Raw genomic sequence first — 21,284 nt, 5'->3', positions numbered from 1 at the left:
CCACCAAAAGCACATCGGCAGGACGTATTTTGTTGCATAATTTATTAAAATCACACAGATATGCTCGTTGAGGTGGTCCCTGTTGTAACTCCCCATTTTTTCAATTAACCACTCGCTCAAATGTCTGGTCATGACGTATTTCTCAGATTCAATTCATGTCTCCTTTCAGTTCATTGAAGGACAGGCATTATTTTTTTCTTAAATAAATTCTCCACTTTAGGGAAAAAAGGTCGCACTTTGCTGATGAAATCATAAGCCATGAAGAGTGCGCCCAAAGCAAAAACCACATCGCCTGGCAACCGTAACCATTGCCATAACAAAGTAGTATTATAAAACTCAAGACTTCTGGCATGAGCAAAACCATGCTCATAAACATCCATTAATTGAGACCATCCAATAGGGAAGAAATTAAGAACAATCCATAACAAAAGGCCAATGTTATAAAGCCAAAATGCCCAAGTGCCTAAACGCTCGCTCCACGGTAAGCGATCTCCAGCGGCATAACGCAAACAAAAATAAATAAGCCCAAGACCAAGTAAACCAAACGCGCCAAATAAAGCAGTATGGGCGTGATTGAGCGTTAAAAAAGTACCGTGTTCATAATAGTTCACTAATGGAGCATTAAGCGTCCCTCCGCCAAATACTCCTGCACCAACAAAGTTCCAAAATGATGCGCCTAAAACATAGAGATAAGCCAAATTATAGGTAAAATCACCTTGACGTTTAATCAACTGTCGATGTTCAATCGCATCAATAATAAGAAGTACTAAAGGCAAAACCTCAAGAAAAGAAAACATCGAACCAAGTGGCACCCAGATATCAGGTGTACCTGTCCAGTACCAATGATGTCCTGTGCCAATCACTCCGCCTAAAAAAATAAGAATGGTTTCAAAAAACATGGTTCGCTCTGCAAGAACACGAGACACTAATCCGGTTCCCATTAAAAGATAAGCGGTTGAGCAAGCTGCAAAAAACTCAAACGATTGCTCGACCCAAAGATGAACGACCCACCAACGCCAAAAATCAGTAATAGTAAATGATTTTTCAATACCGGTTAACGGTATCATGCCAAAGCAATACAATACTGCCACATTCGCGGTACTTGCCCAAAAAAGATGTTCCAATTGAATTCGACCAGTCCAAAACTGTATTGTTGCTTCTTTAACAGTTTTCCACTCAGGCCACATACCTCGAAAAACAATAAAACTCCAAAGAAACAGTCCAAGACAAAACCCAATTTGCCATAAGCGGCCAAGTTGCAAATAAGAAAGTCCTTGATTACCAATCCAAAACCAGTATTGGTTGACATACCCCATAATCCCTAAATAATCACCAATTAGGGCGCCGCCAACAACAAACAGAGTGACCCAAAATAAAACACTGACTAAAAAGCCTTGGCCTTTTGCCTCCTTTTTACTAATTATGGGCGCCATAAATACTGCTGCACTAATCCAGGACAGTGCAATCCAGACAATTGGTGTTTGTATGTGAACATCACGCAGGAAGTTAAAAGGTAAATAGTCATTAATCGCGATACCATAAAAACCTTCACGCTCAGAATAGTAATGAGCCATAAGAGCGCCTACACCAATTTGAAGAAGCAAAATGACTGCGACAACCAGGAAATACTGGCCTACTTTACGCTGGCTTGATGTAAGCGGTTTAAAACTCATGAATAGAGGTGTCCTGAGAGAGTCGTCTAGCACGCTCAGGTAATGATGATAAATATATAAAATAGCACCAAAGCCTAAGAACACAAAACAGAAGGAGACCCAAGTCCAGTAAAAAGTAGCTGGTGTTGGACTATTTCCCATACTGGGCTCATAAGGCCAGTTGTTGGTATAGGAGCTGTTTTGTCCGGGTCGATGAGCAATGGTAGTCAATGAGGAGTAAATAAGGAAATCGGCTGTTTGCAATGCACTTTGCTCATCTAGGCTATAGGCTTTTGTCCAACCTTTTTCTGCATCATGATTCAATAAAGTAGATGCAATTTCTTGTTTTAATTGTCCTATTGAGTCGGCAACTGATGTTGATAAAACACTGATTGCTGAGCTTAAATCGGTGCTCTGCAATTCACTCTGCATGGTTTTTCGGGCTAAGTATTGCTCTTCTTCCGCCAAATCAGCAAACGATTTACCATATCGCACTTGTGCTATTTTTTCTTCAACAAGTCGCCCTAAGCGCAGCAAATATTTTGCAGTGTAATCTTCACCAAAATAAGAACCCATGCCATACAGACTTCCATAATCCATCAAATCAGCACGTTGAAACCCGGCTTTGCCCGCAACAATATCTTCTTCAGTCATCACTACTTGACCTGATTGAGTTTGAAATTGCTTTGGCAAAGGCGGAGCAAGCTGGTAGGTTTTATAAGTACCCCATATCAGCACCACAAAACAAATCAACGCTGTGAACAATAAGATCCATTTTAAAACCAGCGAAACAGGATCCCTTGTTGCCGAGGCATATTCCGTTATTGCTTTTGCATTTTGAGGCATTGTTTCACTCCATGAATCATCATATCATTTACCAAAGAATAATGCTCATAAAAATACATCACTTAAGATGGCCTGAGAAGGCACACCAGCAAGAAAAATCTGTTTTTTTAATTTATCAGTAGTTTCTTTAGGACCGCAGAGATAAACTCGTGTTTCTTTTGGGTGATTTAAATGCATTAATGTTCGCTTTTCTATAGAGGCTTCAAGAAATAGCCCCTGACTTTGAAGCACACAAGGGTCATAAACAAAAGATGGGAACAACATGGATAACATTTCCAGCTCTTCTTTATAGTAAATATCCTCATCCGAAAGACCGCCATGAACTAAAGTAATGGTTCCTTGATGATTTTGACTTAGCGCGCTTTTAATAATGGCAATGAGTGGCGCAAGTCCTGTGCCAGTTCCGGCCAGTAACATATTAAAAGCCAATTGCTCTGGGTTATAGTAAAAACAACGGCCAAAGGGACCTCTTAGTTTGACTTCAATATTTTTTGTTGCTTTGCTCACTAACCATTGCCCCATGCTCCCGCCTGGATAAATTTTTATGTGTAATTCAATAAATCCTTCTTGTATGGGTATGTTGGCGATTGAATAACTACGTATCGTGCCTTCAGGATTAATTAGGCTAAGGTATTGACCAGGAACCCAATGTTCTAAATTATCCACTCTAAGTTTCACTTGCATTACATTGTAATTAAGTGATTTTATATCGATTATTTGCGCACTGATCTCGCATTCTGTACTTTCAGGAGTTGAGACTTCAAGTGGTGCCTCAGGCTTTGCAAGACATGCTAGAAAATAACCTTGCGCTTTTAGCGTTTCGGGCAAACCTTCTTGCCAGACAGGGTTAACAACCCCATCTTTGACTTTAATTAAGCAGGATTGACAAATACCCGCCTGACACGAGTTAGGATAATCAACCTCATGACGCAGCAGGCACTGCAATACACTTTCCTGAGGATCCAAAGTATAAAATTGATTTTTAAATGATACGGTACTCATATACGTCCCAATACGTCATTTCGAACGCTATTGGCAATTGCGGCCACTTGATTAATATCCTCCGCTGGTGCTCCCAACTCTGCAAGTGTTGCGCCGAGATGCTCAATAACAATGTCCACATGCGTATCATTTAACCCACGTTTCAGTAAATGGGCATGTCCTTCGCGCATATTTTTTCCGTTGTACTTATTAGGTCCACCAAATACCAGAGTTAAAAATCCTTTTTGCTTTAGGATTTGTTGTTTCATATCGATATCATCAAAAAAATGACTGACTCGTTCATCCGTCAACATTTTACGATAAAAAATATCAACCGCTGCATTGACCGCGTTTTGACCTCCTAAACGCTCAAATAATGACTCTGACATAAGGATCTCCATAAAGATGTATTTGCAATACATCTTATAAAAAGAAATAATCACAGTCAACAACCAATAGGAATTAATGATGCAACTCACACAATTTACCGATTATTCATTACGCGCTTTGATTTACATCACTCTTAGAAAAGAATCCTGTACCATTAAAGACATTACTGAAGCCTATGGCATATCAAACAACCATATGGTTAAAATCATTCATAATTTAGCCAAACTTGGATTGATTAAAACGATTCGAGGTAAAAATGGCGGCATCACCATGGCATCGCAACCTGAAACCATTAATTTAGGTCGAATAATAACTCAATTGGAGCCAAATTTTGATTTAGTACCTTGCTTTAATAAGACAAAGGCCAATTGTTGTATTGCTCCTGTATGCAAATTAAAAGGTGTGTTGCACGAGGCTCAAGCTGCTTTTATGGAGGTTTTGGAGCGTTATACTCTAGCTGATGTTTTGCATAACAAAAGTGATCTGTCTGTTCTATTGAACATCAACCCATCAGAGAAGTAATTTTTTATCGGGTTTTTGGGGCCAGGAATACAAAACCGATTGCAGAATGAGTGCATGATTATGTTTTAAGTCTTTTGCAGCATAAAACAAAGTAATAGAAGTGCACTCTGCTTGTTCCAAAATGTGATTTATTAAATCGCCTTTATTGTTTAATTCTTCAATGTAACAATCAACAAATTCGCTCCAACGCTCACCACTATTTCCATGAAACAATTGCCTTAAAGTAGCACTCGGAGTGATGTCTTTTAGCCAAAAATCAAAAGCAAGCGCTTCTTTTTTAATACCTCGAGGCCAAAGCCTATCGACCAAAATCCAGACCCCCTCTTTAACTTTTGGGGGAGTGTAAACACGGCAAATGTAGATCCTGTTTCGATAAGTAGTGTTCATTACACTCCTTGCTTAGGTCATACATTATCCGTTTTTTTGTGCAAGCAAAATACCAAACAAACCAGAAATTTGTCTTCCTAATGAATCTTGTTTATGTAAATGACCTACTGATTCTTTATATTCAAGTATAGACCACCCACTGTCCTGGTATTGATGATAAATTTCCTCTTTTTGTGGTAGATACGTGAAAAAATCAGGTAATGGATAAAGTTCGGACTGGATAGGAAAGACTAAAAAATGATATCCATCCACTTTGGTTAGCTCTTGAAGTTCAGTAAACAAGGCTGGAAAACGCGCTGGGTTTAAAAATTGCAACGACACTGTTGAGAACACTAGATCAAAACGCTCTGCGTCAAGACTTAAAGGTTGATTTAAATCATGTAATTGGGCGACCGCCTCAGGCAGGACTTCTTTTTGAGCAATATCCTGAATCGTATCTACTGCCGATTGGCTGTAATCAAGTCCTTTAACACGATGCCCCATTTTTGCTAAATACAGTAAATTTCTACCCGAACCGCAGCCTACATCAAGGATGGATGCTTTTTGTAAATGGTGCAAATAAGTCTGGTAGATATACATCAAGTCACTATGTACCGCATTTAGACTGTATTTTTTATTGAAGTAACGTTGGGGAATGCAATAAAATTCAAGGGTTGCTTTAAACGATTCACTAACGGGAATAATTTTATGCCACGCAGCAGGAGGAATCATTATTTGAGAATGCTCTTCATTAATCTGATCACGTGACAGTTCTTTTCCCTGACCGTTTAAAAATACAAAATCAATAGCTCCTTCATGCAAAAAAAGCTTACCCCAGGTTCCTTCTTTAGTGCTGTGGTTTTCCAGGAAAAATTTCAGTTTTCCATGGCTGTCAATCTCGGTTTTTTTGTAGCACAATAACTTATTAGGTTCCAATCTCATAACGTATCCTTATTCTGTTATCAAAGACTCTTTGATTCCTTGTTATTTGCACTATCGGTAGATTCCAATTCTAATTGGGTCAATAAAGTACGCTCGTTTGTCAGCTTGTCCGCTAATTGATGATTTACATCCCGATGCTCTACCTCATCGTCACGCACGACCAAAAGTACGTCACGTAATCGTGCATCTGGAGCAAGCCCCCAATACTGTTTAGCAATTTCAGGAGCAGAAACATTTTCAATACGGCCATCATCTAACTCTTGTAAATAATGGGTGTAGCTGACCACGGCTTCTTCCTCAAGATAACCGACAAAGCGATGCGCTGTTTTTGAAGAAATAACATACATCAACAGGTACAACACCACAAAAATAGCTTGCGCGGTAAAAATAATAAAGCGCTCAAACCAATTAGGTTTGGCAATGTACATAAACGTAATCAAATGCATTCGTTCATTATCTGCTTCATCCAATAAAATTTTAATCCAACCCTCATCATTTTTAATCTTTCTTAAGCAGCGTAAATGCAGTAAAGCAGCGCTCACCATGCCAGGCACGGCAGCTACTGTTTCCAATACAATAGCTCTATTGCCATAGCGCTTTTGAAAAAAAGTATCTGCAAAAAAGCGGAAAAATTTCACTAGGCCAAAAGCAATTTTATCACTAATGGTTTTGGCAGGCTTATGAGTTACTGGCATGATATATTCCTTTGCGGTACGTAATATAGAATATATTATATTAAAGATGCATTTTAAATACAACTTTAATATCTTGATTTAAGATATGGTTAAGATCATAGAGGCCTCACACACCATATACTTCAAACTTATTTACTCAATTATTACTAGGTTTAAATATATTAAACTTACTTAAACTTCCAGTTTAATTAACATAAAATATAAACCACCGCGATGTTGCTCATGTACTAAGCCATTGCTCCATCGTTTTTTGAAGTAAGTTGACTGAATCAATGTGTCTTTGTTTAGGCATCTTGCGAATTCAGATTAGGTTTATCCAGCAATCCCTTATTGTTTAGTTTTTGCAGTAATAAATGAAAATAAATAAATCCTGCATAGGGATACCATTTTTTCGTAATTTTTGAAATTTGTTCGTAATCCAATTTTGTTTTAATACCTAACAACAGCTGTAAATTTTTTGCGGCACCTACATCATCTCCCGGGAACATTTCAATTTTACCCAATCCACGTAATAAGACATATTCTGCAGACCATCGTCCAATCCCCTTAAATTGGCATAGAAATGTTACAATTTCATTGTTGGTTCTATCCTCTAAATTATCAAACAAGGTTTCATCAGCGATTATTCTTAACGATAACTCAATAAGTGTTCTGCATTTATTGGTGCTAAAGCCCAACTTTTTTAATTCAGGAATAGAGCAGCTTGCTACATCTTTTGGAAGGGGAAATAAATAAAATGTTCCAAAAGCATCATTCATACTTTTTCCAACATATTGAACAAAACGGTTTTGAATTTGTAATCCTGCATCAAGTGATAATTGTTGACAGGAAATAGCGTTAACAAGTGCCTCAAATATACTAGGAAATCGAGGAGGCTTAAGTCCTTTAAATTGACTCACCATAGAAGTTAAATAAGGATCTTCTTCTGCAATACGATAAAAATTGTGTAAGTTACGATTAAGCCCAAACATCATTTCTAATAATCGGATTAATTCTATCTTTATTTGTGAGCTAATTTTTATATTGGTAGATACCAAAATGTCTTTTTCATTTTTTTGTTCTACATCTACTTTAATTAATTGATTTTCAATAAAAAATAAACGTGTATAACGTTCATGACTCCATAAATCAACAATGTTCTTACCCCTTCTACGTAGAGCCCAAATGGTGTAATCGAGCCTAAATGGGTATATTGGTTGTAAAAGAAATGAAGTATGCATAATCTCTCAGTCCTATTAAATTAAATATGCTCTTTCCATTGATTCAATAGTTCTATAAAATTGAGTTCCATATCATATTGAAGGACAATTTAACCTGTTCCTCCAATAACAGGTAGGTGTTTTAACCAACGTCGATCATCACGTTAGGATAATCATTACGACTATATGTGCCTATACTTTTCCTATGTATTAAAAACCCCTGTCTTTAGAGATAATAAGCAGATAATGATAATTTTTTATTCATATCCAGAAAATACGAACAATGATATACAAAATTGTCATTCCAACTACAGGGATAACTATAAACCCAAGAAAATTATAAAATCCTATTCGGTTCTCTGCTGATTTATTATAGAATTTTTTAAATATTTTCCATTCTCGTTGAAAAAAGCTTTTTTTGGTCATAATAATCATCCATGTTATTGGTTTTTATCTACTTTCATTATTAATAAGTATAGCTTTACTATTTAATGATTGTATTAATTTGTTAGCACCTAATCTTCTTTGCTTGCATACAAACTTCCACAAGTTTATTTTGAGGGCCTTAGATATCATCTATAGTTTAAACAATTTGTTTTAAATTATTCATAAAATAATTAACTATAATATATATCTAACTCCTAATTCCGTCATACAAACTGTTCCGATAAGGATATCGTAATGCTACAAATAAAAAATTGGCTAAATTGGCTCTTTGGTGCAAAACCCCAGAATAATCAGGCTATAATAAATGAGTCTTCTGAGGATTCATTTCCAGCAAGCGATCCTCCCTCCTGGGCCGGGGGAATACAGGAAATCAAACAGCATACCATTGCATCAGACCTTGTTCTTACCAGTGAATTCCATAAAAGTACACAACAAATTCTTTCGATAAATGGTATCGATTATCATTACTATAGTTTACTAGCTGCTGAACAGGGAGGACTTAAAGACTTATCAAAACTACCCTACACTTTAAAAATTCTTTTGGAGAATTTACTTCGTCATCTAGACGGACAATCTGTTACAGTTGATGATCTCAAAGCAATCATTGAATGGTTAAAACTAAAAACTTCCAATCGCGAAATAGTGTACCGTCCTGCACGTGTCTTAATGCAGGATTTTACTGGCGTACCTGCTATTGTAGATCTTGCTGCAATGCGTGCTGCGATTGAAAAGCTTGGTGGAAATCCAGAACAAATTAATCCCCTTTCAGCTGTAGATCTGATAATTGATCATTCCATACAGATTGATCAGTTCCTCATACCCGAGGCTTTTACAATCAATGCCACAATGGAAATGGAAAGGAATTATGAGCGCTATGAGTTTTTACGATGGGGACAAAAAGCATTTAGAAATTTCCGTGTTGTACCACCTGATACGGGAATATGTCACCAGGTGAACCTGGAATACCTGGCCAAAACAGTTTGGACTCAAGAAATCAATGGGAAAATATATGCCTACCCAGATACTTTAGTGGGTACGGACAGCCATACGACTATGATTAACGGTCTTGGGGTACTTGGCTGGGGAGTCGGTGGTATTGAAGCAGAAGCTGCTATGTTAGGACAACCAATTTCTTTACTAATTCCTGAAGTAATTGGTGTAAAACTGACAGGACAATTACAAGAAGGCATTACAGCAACTGATCTGGTTCTTTCTGTAACACATCTTTTACGTGAAAAAGGGGTCGTAGGGAAATTTGTTGAATTCTTTGGAGATGGGTTACGTCATTTATCTCTTGCAGATCGAGCAACAATTAGCAATATGTCACCTGAATATGGCGCAACTTGCGGTTTCTTTCCTATTGATGAAGCCACCCTGGATTATTTGCGTTTAAGTGGAAGAGAGGAGCAAAGCGTTGCTCTTGTTGAAGCTTATGCAAAAATTCAGGGATTATGGCATGATCCTCAAGCTGAACTTGTTTATACAGATTTGGTTACACTGGATTTATCAACTATCCGAGCGTGTATTGCTGGCCCAAAACGCCCGCAAGATCAAGTTGAATTGTCAGATCTGGCTAATACTTTTGATAAATTCTTAGCAGAAAACAAACGTAGCGAAGAGAAAGAACAATCGTTTGGTACCGATGTGAATTATGAATTACATCATGGGGACGTTGTTATTGCAGCCATCACCAGTTGTACCAACACCTCGAACCCAAATGTACTGATTGCAGCTGGATTATTAGCAAAAAAAGCAGTTGAAAAAGGAATGACACGAAAACCTTGGGTGAAAACCTCATTTGCACCAGGTTCTCAAGTGGTCACTCTCTATCTGGAAAAAACTAACTTACAAAAATATCTTAATGAGCTGGGTTTCACATTAGCAGGCTATGGATGTACAACGTGTATCGGAAATTCTGGCCCTCTTCCCGAACCTGTAGAAAAAGCAGTGATTGAAAATGATTTAATTGTTTCAGCTGTACTTTCAGGTAATCGTAATTTTGAAGGACGAATCCATCCACTTGTTAAAGCAAATTGGCTCGCGTCACCACCGCTTGTTGTTGCCTTTGCCATTGCTGGGACTGTATTGATTGATTTGACAAAAGATCCTCTTGGAGAAGATAAGGCAGGAAATCCTGTTTATCTAAAAGATTTATGGCCAAATAATGATGAAATTGCCCGGGAGGTAGCTACTATTACTAGCAAGATGTTTCATGACACCTATGCAAATATATTCACAGGAACAGATGAATGGCGCTCTATGAAAATTTCTGAATCAGATACTTATGCATGGCCGCTGGAATCAACATATATTCAACATCCACCATTTTTTGATGGTATGGGTGTGACCCCAGAAAAAATTAAGAATATTAAAGGTGCGAGAATTTTGGCACTGTTTGGAGATAGCATTACTACTGACCATATTTCACCCGCCGGTTCCATTAAACCAGAGAGTCCCGCTGGGGAATATCTGCTATCCAAAGGTGTAACAATTAAAGACTTTAATTCTTATGGATCACGGCGTGGGAACCATGAAGTCATGGTGCGAGGAACATTTGCTAACATCCGTATTAGAAATGAGATGACTCCAGAGCTTGAAGGAGGTTTTACAAAATATATTCCCACTGGTGAAATAATGCCGATATATGATGCTGCAATGCGTTATAAAAATGGAGGTACAGCATTGGTTGTAATTGCTGGTAGGGAGTATGGAACAGGCTCTTCTCGAGATTGGGCGGCAAAAGGACCGAAGCTTCAAGGTGTTGTGGCAGTCATGGCAGAAAGCTTTGAACGAATCCATCGCTCAAATTTAATTGGTATGGGAATTTTGCCTCTAGAGTTTCCTGAAGGAATCACACGTAAAACGCTGCAAATTTCAGGCTCTGAACTCATTGATATTATAGGACTTACTCATCAGATGAAACCACGCATGCCAGTAAAAGTTGTTATCCATAGAGAGGATGGAAATCAAAGCGAAGTTACTCTTATTTCGCGAATTGATACATTAAATGAATTAGATTACTACAAAAATGGTGGAATTTTACACTATGTATTAAGAGGAATGTTAAAAAAATAAGCTGAGCCATGCGGAGTAATTTAAATTAATATTAGTAAGCTATGTATTTTCGACGGGAGCCATTTACAATGAATATACAGGTCAAACGAATTTATGAGGAATCAAACGAATCGGATGGCTTTCGAATCCTTGTTGATAGACTTTGGCCTCGCGGAATAAAAAAAACTGAAGCAAATATTGATCTGTGGTTAAAAGACATTGCACCCAGTGATTCATTACGCAAGTGGTTCAATCATGATCCCAAGAAATGGACTGAATTTCAAAAACGTTACGCGCAAGAAATAACAGATAAACAAGAAGATATTGATATTATTCTAGATGAAGGGAAGAAAAAAAAAGTGACTTTATTATTTGGTTCTAAAGAAACTGAACACAATAATGCTGTGGCTTTATTAAATATTTTATTAACTAAAATTTGATTGTTCTTGTATTTCGAGGTTAAAAAAGGAATTGTAATTATGACTATTTACCAAATTAAACTTTTAGACCGCCAAATTGTTGCAGAAGGAACAATGGCATTTATTTTTGAAAAACCAAAGGATTTCACCTTTAAAGCAGGTCAATTTGGTGACTTCACTTTACTTAATCCTGAAGAGACAGATGAGGAAGGTAATACTCGTGCTTTCTCGCTCACTAATCCCCCTTATGCGAACGATTTAATGGTGGCTACTCGTATGCGCGATACAGCCTTTAAACGAGTATTAAAAACACTTCCTATAGGTACTGAACTCAAATTAGATGCGCCATATGGATCTTTTACGCTACATAATAATAAAGCGATACCGGCTGTATTTCTTACAGGCGGAATTGGTATTACACCGGTGAGAAGCATTGTTACACAAGCCACAGAAGATAAGCTACCGCACCAAATTTATTTATTTTATTCTAATAACAGACCAGAAGATACCGCCTTTCTGGAAGAACTAAAATCTCTCGAAAAAGGAAATTCGTATTATAAATTTATCTCAACTATGACGGTTATGGAAAAATCAAAGCAGCCTTGGACTGGTGAAAAAGGTTTTATTAATCGAGAAATGCTAGAAAAATACATCAAAGATTTAACTACACCTATTTATTATATCTCAGGTCCAGCAACAATGGTTGCTGCCATGCGCAAGATGTTAAATGAAGCGGATATTAATGATGATAATATTCGTACAGAGGAATTTTCTGGATACTAAATCATATTTATATAATTGGAGATATGTATGGGTAATCACTTAGCTTCTATTCGCTGGCAACGTAATGGGCCAGATTTTAATTATGAAACCTATGATCGTACTTACACAATCAAATTTAGCGGAGGAGAAAACATTCAGGCATCAAATCCAAAGGTCTACTTCGGTAAATCAGAATTGCCTAATCCTGAGGAATTGCTCGTGTCAGCCCTATCGGGTTGTTATATGCAAACTTTTTTAGCGGTAGCTTGCAAAAATGGTTATGTCATTGATAGTTATATTGATGAGGCTATTGGTATAACGAATAAAAATGAGCATGGAAAAATTAGCGTGACAGAAATTACATTGCATCCCAAAATTAAATTTGGTGGTTCGAAACTTCCTGACGATGAGGCCATAAATAAGATGCGGGAAAAAGCTCATGAAAATTGTTTTATTTCGAATTCCATCAATAGTCAGGTAAACATAGAGATAACAGCCAGCTAAACTCTAAAATTGCGAGAATAATAGTGTAAAATTATGACTAAACTTTATACCATTGGACATTCGACACGTACTCTGCAGGAATTTCTTGATATAGTACATGCGTATCAAATTACACACGTCGTGGATGTGCGTACCATACCCAAATCTCGCCATGTGCCATGGTTTAATGAAAATGAACTAAAAAAATCACTTCGAAAAGAAAAAATTGCCTATACTCATTTATCAAAATTGGGTGGTTTACGTCGAACGACTCATAATTCCATCAATATGGGATGGAGCAATAAAAGCTTCCGTGGCTTTGCAGATTATATGCAAACATCTGAGTTTTACGAAGGGCTAAAGGAATTAAACGGCTTAATAAAAAAGAACCAAAAAGTCGTTATAATGTGTGCTGAAGCTGTACCTTGGCATTGTCATCGCTCTCTTATTGCAGATGCAGAAGTGGCTCGGCATCTTGTGGTTTTGGAAATTATGAGCAAAAACTCGGCTCATCTTCATAAATTAACCGACTTTGCGGTAATTAATAGAAAGAAAAGACCCATTCAAATTTATTATCCAAAGCTAAATGACAAATGAAAAGGACTAAAATCCCTCTTCCCCACTCCCAGTGAGCATAACCTGTCACGAACAAAAAACTTCACTTTTAACCCGCTTAGGAATAAATAATCCAGAATAGTTAAAGTACCATACTCATTATCTCAACTGAAACGCATTAATGAATCTTTTTCTCGCCTCGGCTTTCAACGTTCCTTGGCGAGAAGTAGAAGATTCAAATTTTAAATTAATTTATCTGGCGAATAATAAGAAAGTCGGGGAATTATTTATCGACTAGAGTTTGTTTATGACATCTGTAAATGATTTTATCAGTAGCGAGATCTATGAGTTCTCCTCTAGCTCCAGAAGATTCCAAATCACATAATAGAATCAAACGTACCTTCAACTCATGGAGAATTTTTCCAGTAATTTTAGATATAATGTGGTGTCCTATTTTAACACGAGCTTCATAGGTATCTTTCACAATAGAATTTAACATAAACCTACCTCCAGTTTACTCTCTCACTTTAACTATAGCTCACAATTCATCAAATGTACAATATTTGATCAAATTTCAGTGCAAAGCTAATATTTGCTAAATTATACTGTTATGTTTATTGATGCAATAAATAGACGAATAAGAGGGGAAATACAGGCATCTAATAAAACGAACTCATTAGTTCTTGATATAACATAAACCAATATTTCCGATTGCCCTACCAAGTTAAACGGTTTATTTTATGCCGGTGGCACCACCAACATATCAATATAGCTTAATTGTAATAATCGCTTAGCCACACTGCCCGTCATTAAATAGTGTAATTTAGAGTGTCCTTGTGCCCCAAATGCCAACAAATCTGCATTCCAGTTTTTTGACTGTAGAATAATTGTGTCGGCCAAATAACCACCCATGATTTTTTTTTCAAATTGATCATATTTAACATGGCATTCTTTTAAGAAAGAATCCAACTGCTCCATAATATTTTTTGTATTTGATTCGAACATGTCAACAGATTTACCTTTTAAATTTTGATTGTTAAAAATATCCACAACATGTAATAGCTGAAATTGGGCGTCTGGAAAGCATTTAAAAGTAAATTCAATGGCTTTTTTACTGGGTTTTGAAAAATCAGTTGCAATAATTATTCTTTTATAGGAAAAACAGGGTTCCTTTTTGATAAGCAAAACAGGAGTCTTCCCTTGCTCTATAAGATAACTCGATGTGGTTCCTAACACATACTCATGGATATAATACTGTCCCTGAGCCCCTGCAATAATTAAATTTCCTTGATTTTGCTCCGTATATTGAGTGATTTCATCTGCAGCCCTCCCAGCAAGAACTGATAGATTAACTGAAACATTGGTGGAATATTTCATAATTAGAACAGACAGCTTATCCAGCGTTTCTTTCTCTAATGAAAGAAAATCTTTTGGTTGTTCACTGAGATATTGGCCAAAATCTACCGACAATGGCTGTTGTAAAACGTGTATAAAATGAAGAGGGATATGATGTCGCTCAGCTAAAGATATGGCTCTTTGTAGTGCATATTCGGCATATTTAGAAAAATCACTGGCAATAACTATGTGTTTTAGTGGCATCATTTTTTCCTCAGAAGGATATTCTTTTAATAATAAAGCATAGCAAAGGATTGAATTATCAGGCACAACGATTTAAGTATCTCCTGCATGAGCTTTAGTCCTTGGCCTCACCATTCCAGACTCAACGGATGTTTATATCAAATAAACAAATCGCCTGTAGTTCAAAGATATGAATATAATATGCAATCAAGCTAATCGTTTGCTAAGCTTTATATAAGCTTAAAGGCAGGGGGTTTACAATGAAAATAAATAATATATTAATTGCTAGTGACTTTTCAAAGCATTCAGACTACTCCCTTTCAAGAGCAGTTACTTTAGCTGAACAGCATAAAGCAATACTCCACTTTTTACATATCTTAGTCCAGCCAAAGATTGGTAATTTTTCACAATTTTCAATTGAAGAGTTGGAACAAGATTATCTTGCACAAAAAAAGAAAGTTGAAAAAAAACTTTTAAAATGCATAAAAAAATACTCTCCTAACATTGAAATATGTGTTTCTGTATTAGCAGGCAGACCCGCTGATGAGATTGTCAGATATGCTAAAGAAAACAACTGTAATATGATTATTGCTGGTGCACATGGTGAATACTACATCAATGATTACATCTTAGGAACGACTTCAAGTTCTATGGTAAGTCATAGTGATGTTCCAATCCTACTGGTAAAAAAAGAGCCTTCTTTTGCGTATAATCGGATAATTATAGCTACCGATTTTTCCGAAGTAAGTAAAAATGCAATTGAATTTACATTCAAATGTTTTCCTAATGCAACCTTTCAATTACTACATATCATTGATATATATTTCACTAAATTGTTACTAGGGTATGAACAGGAAGATACAAAAGATATCACTCACAGGTTAGATGATTTTCTTGGTAAGTGTACTGTAGATCAAACTAAATTCCAGAAAAAAATCATGGGTGGATATATTGCAGACACCATTGTCATTCAGTCTGAAAAATGGCAGGCCGATTTGATTTCATTTGGTGCTCAAGGAAACTCTAAATTACAGTATTTACTGACAGGAAGTGTGGCTAAACGATTATTACAACTTAGCACCACTGATATGTTAGTTGTTCCACCAAAACAAAAATAAGACATTGATAACTATTAAAAGGTTGATGTATTGGACTATAACTATACTGGCAGAGAACATCCATGATGTTCCGTGAAATTTCGTACCCTCCAGCAAATTACCTCACCTATTTTGATTTTTTAGAGTAGTTATTTATGCGTCATACACCGATTGAATGGACGTAAAAAATCAACTTCTAGTCCTAAAGGAACTATCTGAGTTGGGTTAATCATAGAATGACTATAATAATAGTGACGTTTGATATGATAGAAGTTGACCGTTTCACTCACACCAGGCCACTGATATAACTCACGCAGATATTCCGAAATATTGGGATAATCTTCAATTCGTTGTCTATTACATTTGAAATGGCTGTAATATACCGTATCGAATCTAATTAAGGTTGTAAAAAGTCGCCAATCTGCTTCGGTGATTGTGTCACCTAGTAAATAACGCTTTTTATGTAAAATAGACTCAATGCGATCCAGTGCCTTAAAAAGACGCGTGTATGCGCTTTCATAAGCACGTTGTGATGTGGCAAAGCCGCAAGAGTAAACACCATTATTGACATTTTTGTAAACATACTCATTAATTTTATCAATAGCACTTTGAAGATTCTGCGGATAATAGTCCTTGGTGTTTTGTGTAATAGAATTAAACGATTGATTAAACATACGTATAATATCTGATGATTCGTTGTTAACAATTACCCGTGTTTCTTCATCCCATAATACGGGAACCGTCACCCTACCTGTATATTTGGAATCATTTGCAGTATATATTTCATAAAGATAGCTTGCATGATTAACGTCATCACCGGTACTTCCTTCGCTCACACAAAAGGTCCATCCATGCTGCAACATTTCCGGGCTAACAATGGATATAGGTATATGTTTTTCAAGATTTTTCAACTTTCGGAAAATTAAAGTTCTGTGTGCCCAAGGGCATGCTAGTGAAACATATAAATGATAACGCCCAATTTCGGCCTTAAATCCACCTTTGCCTGATGGTCCAGGTGCTCCATTGGGAGTTACCCAGTTGCGTATTGTAGAATTTTCTCTAAGAAATTTGCCACCGTGTGATTTAGTTTCATACCATTGATTAGCCCATTGTCCATTAATCAATAAACCCATAATGATGCCCTTCCATTGTATTTAGGATATATTAAATATAGACGCAAATTAATGGACTATATAATGGAGGTGTACAGCAATAAACCCTAGAATTAATGCTAAAGCAAATCCCATCGCAATGGTGGTTATTAGAGGAAGAGAACCATGCAATTGAAAGTCCTTATCCTTAGTTTTCCTATATTCACAACTTCTCAAAAAATAGTTTCAAATTAATTGTTATAGAGAGTTTACTCTAAAAATTAATTAGATAAAGCAATGAGGGTAAATCTACCTATAAACACATTGAAAGAAGGATGCAGAAATTTCATAATGTTGTGTTTGTAAGCAATAGATTTAATAAAGAATGGATGTGAGCGCCTCTGATTTCACCAACATAATCTATAACACCCATCTTTCATCTATTAAGTAATTCAAATGAATAAATTTGATAAATAAAATAAAAATTCCAAACCAATGCATTATGGTGCGATATTCTCCTCACAGTACCATGGCAAGCTTATCCTATTTGCACAGTTAGCATCGAAATCGATCCTCCATCAACACCTTCAACAGGAAGGCATACTTTTTCGCCAGTTTGACTCGCACCCAGGACGTAAAGTAAAGGTAAGTAATGCTCAGGTGTTGGGATTGAAAGCGCTGCATCCGACCCGAGTGTTTCGTAGTGTACGAGAGGTTTGTGATCACCGACAAGGAGCATCTGTTTAACAGTGCTTTCGAAGCGTGTTGCCCAATCAAAGGGCGCTCGTGAATGTTGACCCCAGGCGTAAGTATGAAGATTGTGTACGAGATTGCCGCTACCGGCTATCAGTACCCCCTCTTCTCTAAGTGAAGCCAACTTCTTGCCAATCTCGAAATGAAATGATGCAGGCTTGCTCTCATTGATACTAAGCTGGATAATAGGAACGTCAGCATCGGGATAAACATGTTTGAACACGGACCATGTGCCATGATCGAGTCCCCAGGAATTATCGAACTTCACATCCAGTGGAGCAAGAAGCTGCTGAACTCGTCTGGCAAGAACAGGATCGCCTGGTGCAGGGTATTGTACTTGATAGAGCTCAGGGGGAAATCCTCCGAAATCATGAATGGTGCGTGGTGCTGTGTCGATAGTGACATCTGTATCGGACACGTACCAATGTGCAGAGATTGATAGAATTGCTTTTGGTTTTGTAATCTGTGTCCCGATCTGCCGCCATGCAGTAGTGTAGTCGTTATGCGTAATGGCATTCATCGGATTCCCATGTCCGAAGAAAATGACGGGTAACACGTTGATCATCGCCTGAGCCTCCTTCTCCTTCATGGCATTTAATGAATTTCAGAGTGTTTCATGCCTGTAAAATATTTTAGCAACAAAATGTCGATATAGCCAATTAACTTTTTTCGTTCACACTCTAAATATTGACTGTTTAGCGTTACACCAGACTGAGGGCTGAATCCTGAATATTTATTTGAACAAAAGAGCTATGATAAAATTATAAGCTAAATCAGATAAATAGCATCGTTGAAACTGGTAGACTAAATTTATACCATCACTCACTAAAATGACTGAATCAAAGTAACTAGGGCACCCTTCTATTTCATTGATACACCGCAACAGAAATAGATGAAAAGAACAATCCGCGAGAGTGGGAAACAATATCATACGCTTTTTAGATTGATTCATGAATCGAGCAAAAAGAAATAACTTATTCCATGACACCCATGTGTACCAATAACAATACATAATGACTTAAAAGAAAAAATAAGATTTTACTTTACTAAAGAAAATAGTATTTGAACCAAATTTCTGATTACAGCAATAACTTCAGTTAATGGCTTCTGATCTAGTTCATTTTTTCTCAAAAAGGCTCTTCACATTAGTTCCCTGCTTGGGTCGTTAGCAAACTCGTCGGTCAGACCAATAGGCAACACTTCAGGAAGCGCCATACCTCGACGAGTAAATGTAGCTTGTATGGCTTGAGCCAAGACTTGATTATCTATCTGTTCATTACCTAATAATACATAAAGATCCAAGTAGTCTTTTAATCGACTATTCGCCATGCCCAATAATGCAATTGCGTGCAGCTTTTCTGCAATTACCGTATAAATTGGATAAGTACGGATTTTAGGGGCAGGAAGATCACTAAGAAGTACGGGATAATGGGCATCTATTGGCCCAGGGGTAACTGCATCACCATAACCTATATCAATTTGTATTTTAATCTTTGCTTTCGCCAATTCCCCAAATAACTCAACTCTTGCTCCAGTATAACCTCCATCTTTTTTGATAGTGTCAACCGTCACTGATTCAGACAGGAAACTTATTCCATCATCTGCAGAGATTCTGCAAATTTTACTGAACGTTTGTTTAACATACGCTAGATCATTATCACCAAACCCCAATAAATCAATATCTTTAGTTGGGCGATGAGGCATGTCATACCATAAGTTAAATAATAAGGCACCTTTCAACAAAAACTGTTTAGAATATTCTGATTCTCCAATTCGATATAACAAACGCTCCAGACCATAACGAGTCAATACCGCATTAAAATCAGAACCTTCTTTAACAGCTATATTCTTTAAACGTGAGCGTACAGACTCACCAATATTTTTTGTCATTGAATTGCCTCAATATAAGGACGCATTACGTTTGCAACGCGACAAATTTTCGCATAATGCCATAGTTCATCAACTGTTACTTTATTTTTTGTATAAGCCTCTTTGAGCGCTTCAATGGCCACATCAAGTCCAATTTTATTGCGATGTTTGAAACAATCTGCAATTGTCTTGGCACATTTATACACCCTTAGTTTAATATTATCTGATTCTATAATTTCAATTCCTTCACTAAAGGCTTCATCTGAATATTGCACCATTTTTAGCGGCGGATAATCCATTTTTGGCACATGACTTCCCTTTGGCATAGCGACCCATACTTTTCGAGGTAGTTGTGTTGTTAGATCATGGATCTGCAAAGCAGTTAGCAGACAAAACACTGCTTGAGGTACTCGGCTTGATATAATAATCAGGCTTTCCTTTTCAGAAAACTTAGTCTCGGGTAGGCAATATAGTCCGGGAGCAAGTTTTTCAAGTTTGTTTTCGTTAACAAGTCTTGAAACGGTCGCTCTAGTTATCCCCTGTTTGGTTAGATCGGACATTTTGATTACACCCGTTTTTCTAGCCATTTGGAGTACTATTTGTTTATAGCTATCCTTTGTCTTCATATTTAAATTATGATACATAATTTCGTTACTTACAAATAAATAACGAATATTTGTATCAAAATTACGTTTCATTTTATCAGAACAAGAAAAAAAACTAGAGCAGGATATCTTGTTTATTTTAACTCTGAAATTCACCACGCAGTGCGTGGTAAATCTTAAATGAATTATCATTAAGCTTTAATCTAAATTGGCTCCACTATCGCTCATTAACAGGAAGATGACAATCCCACTATTGGTTTACTATGGACACAAGAAGTGAAACTATGGCTAAATATTTGCTTGGCGAAAAAGCAAAACAAATATTTGCTAGCAGATAATATCCATTTAGTTTCGTACTTATAATTTTAATATTAAAACCCAGAAACCCTAAATGGATTTTAATATTAAAAATAACCCCGTAAAATCCATTGTGGGGAATTTGCGTATTTGAGTACAACATTGTTATACATCGTAGGACATTTGTAGTGGATTCCCGCGATAAAAATTATAATAAAATCAATTGCTTATTTTTACATTGACGGGCTCATAATCCGTTGGTCCTAGGTTCAAGTCCTAGTGGGCCCACCAATAAAATCAAGTAGTTACGAGTAGTTTCAAAAATTTGAAGACTTCTGAGGGGCACTGATGGGGCACTCAGTAATAACAAGCAGCAACTCACCTCAACCATACAGTATGAAAAATAAAGACTCGATATTCCAAATGCTCTTTGATAAAGAGGGGAAAGATTCTCTATATACAGCTATCAGAAGTGAACAACATCCTTGGCACGCTGAAGCCAAAGCTTATTGGCAACATTTATATAATCAACACTCAAAGTTTCTAGATGATAACTACCCCGAAGAGATAGGGAATGATTGTATTAGTCGCTTATGGGAGCTTACTTTAATTAATTTTATTGCAAAACAAGAAACCAAGGGTCTTAAAAGACTTAATCACCGTAGCAAAAAGAAAAAAAGC

The 21,284-nt window shown here is 36.8% G+C and carries 21 protein-coding genes and 1 pseudogene; 8 read left to right on the top strand and 14 right to left on the bottom strand.

Annotation, left to right across the window (positions count from 1 at the left end):
- Positions 1 to 170 precede the first annotated feature (170 nt).
- Genes Lpar_RS10685 through Lpar_RS10675 form a run of 3 tightly spaced genes read right to left on the bottom strand, consistent with a single transcriptional unit; the run spans position 171 to position 3,868 of the window.
- Complete coding sequence (locus tag Lpar_RS10685; RefSeq protein WP_058517927.1) at positions 171 to 2,498, bottom strand: nitric-oxide reductase large subunit; 2,328 nt, start codon at positions 2,496 to 2,498, stop codon at positions 171 to 173.
- A gap of 45 nt (positions 2,499 to 2,543) precedes the next feature.
- A complete protein-coding gene (locus tag Lpar_RS10680; protein ID WP_058517926.1) occupies positions 2,544 to 3,500 on the bottom strand; it encodes an FAD-binding oxidoreductase in 957 nt (318 codons plus the stop codon).
- Positions 3,497 to 3,868 (bottom strand): group I truncated hemoglobin, encoded by a 372-nt coding sequence (locus Lpar_RS10675; RefSeq protein ID WP_058517925.1) that lies wholly within the window; start codon positions 3,866 to 3,868, stop codon positions 3,497 to 3,499. Before Lpar_RS10675 ends, Lpar_RS10680 begins: the two co-directional genes overlap by 4 nt.
- 79 nt (positions 3,869 to 3,947) lie before the next feature.
- On the opposite strand from Lpar_RS10675, the gene Lpar_RS10670 reads away from it, so the two are divergent.
- A complete protein-coding gene (locus tag Lpar_RS10670) occupies positions 3,948 to 4,391 on the top strand; it encodes an Rrf2 family transcriptional regulator (protein ID WP_058517924.1) in 444 nt (147 codons plus the stop codon).
- Here the strand turns inward: Lpar_RS10670 and Lpar_RS10665 are convergent.
- From Lpar_RS10665 to Lpar_RS10650, 4 genes are all read right to left on the bottom strand, one after another.
- On the bottom strand, positions 4,380 to 4,778 hold the full coding sequence (locus tag Lpar_RS10665; protein ID WP_058517923.1) for a DUF488 domain-containing protein: 399 nt from the start codon (positions 4,776 to 4,778) through the stop codon (positions 4,380 to 4,382). The two genes, Lpar_RS10670 and Lpar_RS10665, sit on opposite strands and share 12 nt — an antisense overlap.
- Before the next feature lie 24 nt (positions 4,779 to 4,802).
- On the bottom strand, positions 4,803 to 5,699 hold the full coding sequence (tehB, locus tag Lpar_RS10660) for an SAM-dependent methyltransferase TehB (RefSeq protein ID WP_058517922.1): 897 nt from the start codon (positions 5,697 to 5,699) through the stop codon (positions 4,803 to 4,805).
- Positions 5,700 to 5,719: 20 nt separating this feature from the next.
- Complete coding sequence (locus Lpar_RS10655; protein ID WP_058517921.1) at positions 5,720 to 6,394, bottom strand: alternative oxidase; 675 nt, start codon at positions 6,392 to 6,394, stop codon at positions 5,720 to 5,722.
- A gap of 284 nt (positions 6,395 to 6,678) precedes the next feature.
- Positions 6,679 to 7,614 carry a DNA-3-methyladenine glycosylase family protein gene (locus Lpar_RS10650; RefSeq protein WP_058517920.1) on the bottom strand — a complete coding sequence of 312 codons (936 nt, stop codon included), beginning with the start codon at positions 7,612 to 7,614 and terminating at the stop codon, positions 6,679 to 6,681.
- Between the two features lie 660 nt (positions 7,615 to 8,274).
- On the opposite strand from Lpar_RS10650, the gene acnA reads away from it, so the two are divergent.
- The 5 genes from acnA to Lpar_RS10625 all read left to right on the top strand — a co-directional run bounded on the left by acnA (position 8,275) and on the right by Lpar_RS10625 (position 13,355).
- Entirely contained in the window at positions 8,275 to 11,115 is a 2,841-nt protein-coding gene (gene acnA, locus Lpar_RS10645; RefSeq protein WP_058517919.1) for an aconitate hydratase AcnA, read from the top strand.
- A gap of 68 nt (positions 11,116 to 11,183) precedes the next feature.
- On the top strand, positions 11,184 to 11,534 hold the full coding sequence (locus tag Lpar_RS10640) for a DUF488 domain-containing protein (RefSeq protein ID WP_058517918.1): 351 nt from the start codon (positions 11,184 to 11,186) through the stop codon (positions 11,532 to 11,534).
- Between the two features lie 39 nt (positions 11,535 to 11,573).
- The gene (locus tag Lpar_RS10635; RefSeq protein WP_058517917.1) at positions 11,574 to 12,296 is read left to right on the top strand and encodes an FAD-dependent oxidoreductase; all 723 of its coding nucleotides are present in this window, start codon (positions 11,574 to 11,576) and stop codon (positions 12,294 to 12,296) included.
- Positions 12,297 to 12,323: 27 nt separating this feature from the next.
- Positions 12,324 to 12,779, top strand: coding sequence for an OsmC family protein (locus Lpar_RS10630; RefSeq protein ID WP_058517916.1), 456 nt, complete (start codon positions 12,324 to 12,326; stop codon positions 12,777 to 12,779).
- A gap of 33 nt (positions 12,780 to 12,812) precedes the next feature.
- Positions 12,813 to 13,355 carry a DUF488 domain-containing protein gene (locus tag Lpar_RS10625; protein ID WP_058517915.1) on the top strand — a complete coding sequence of 181 codons (543 nt, stop codon included), beginning with the start codon at positions 12,813 to 12,815 and terminating at the stop codon, positions 13,353 to 13,355.
- 241 nt (positions 13,356 to 13,596) lie between these two features.
- On the opposite strand, the gene Lpar_RS10620 is transcribed toward Lpar_RS10625, so the two are convergent.
- Positions 13,597 to 13,812: a hypothetical protein gene (locus Lpar_RS10620; protein WP_003634920.1), complete on the bottom strand. Its 216-nt coding sequence runs from the start codon at positions 13,810 to 13,812 to the stop codon at positions 13,597 to 13,599.
- 239 nt (positions 13,813 to 14,051) lie between these two features.
- A complete protein-coding gene (locus Lpar_RS10615; protein WP_309146481.1) occupies positions 14,052 to 14,978 on the bottom strand; it encodes a universal stress protein in 927 nt (308 codons plus the stop codon).
- A gap of 173 nt (positions 14,979 to 15,151) precedes the next feature.
- Between Lpar_RS10615 and Lpar_RS10610 the strand changes: the two genes are divergently transcribed.
- Complete coding sequence (locus tag Lpar_RS10610; protein ID WP_058517914.1) at positions 15,152 to 16,009, top strand: universal stress protein; 858 nt, start codon at positions 15,152 to 15,154, stop codon at positions 16,007 to 16,009.
- Positions 16,010 to 16,137: 128 nt separating this feature from the next.
- Here Lpar_RS10610 and Lpar_RS10605 read toward each other — a convergent pair whose 3' ends face one another.
- The 5 genes and pseudogenes from Lpar_RS10605 to Lpar_RS10590 all read right to left on the bottom strand — a co-directional run bounded on the left by Lpar_RS10605 (position 16,138) and on the right by Lpar_RS10590 (position 20,399).
- Complete coding sequence (locus Lpar_RS10605; RefSeq protein WP_058517913.1) at positions 16,138 to 17,121, bottom strand: glutathione S-transferase family protein; 984 nt, start codon at positions 17,119 to 17,121, stop codon at positions 16,138 to 16,140.
- 66 nt (positions 17,122 to 17,187) lie between these two features.
- A pseudogene (locus Lpar_RS19675) lies at positions 17,188 to 17,271 on the bottom strand (cation:proton antiporter); the annotation flags it as partial.
- A 346-nt stretch (positions 17,272 to 17,617) separates the two neighbouring features.
- Positions 17,618 to 18,397: a 4,5-DOPA-extradiol-dioxygenase gene (gene ygiD, locus Lpar_RS10600; protein WP_058517912.1), complete on the bottom strand. Its 780-nt coding sequence runs from the start codon at positions 18,395 to 18,397 to the stop codon at positions 17,618 to 17,620.
- A gap of 575 nt (positions 18,398 to 18,972) precedes the next feature.
- Positions 18,973 to 19,722, bottom strand: coding sequence for a nucleotidyl transferase AbiEii/AbiGii toxin family protein (locus Lpar_RS10595; protein ID WP_237759393.1), 750 nt, complete (start codon positions 19,720 to 19,722; stop codon positions 18,973 to 18,975).
- Positions 19,719 to 20,399, bottom strand: a complete 681-nt coding sequence (locus Lpar_RS10590) for a type IV toxin-antitoxin system AbiEi family antitoxin domain-containing protein (RefSeq protein WP_226997339.1) — start codon at positions 20,397 to 20,399, stop codon at positions 19,719 to 19,721. The genes Lpar_RS10595 and Lpar_RS10590 overlap by 4 nt, the downstream gene beginning before the upstream one ends.
- A gap of 600 nt (positions 20,400 to 20,999) precedes the next feature.
- Here Lpar_RS10590 and Lpar_RS19225 point away from each other — a divergent pair.
- The coding region (locus tag Lpar_RS19225; protein WP_237759392.1) for a hypothetical protein at positions 21,000 to 21,284 on the top strand (285 nt) is incomplete at its 3' end.

The sequence above is a fragment of the Legionella parisiensis genome (genome assembly GCF_001467945.1).
GTDB lineage: Bacteria > Pseudomonadota > Gammaproteobacteria > Legionellales > Legionellaceae > Legionella > Legionella parisiensis.
Note: the sequence above shows the minus strand (reverse complement) of the source record. Positions and strands in the feature narration are given on the sequence as shown.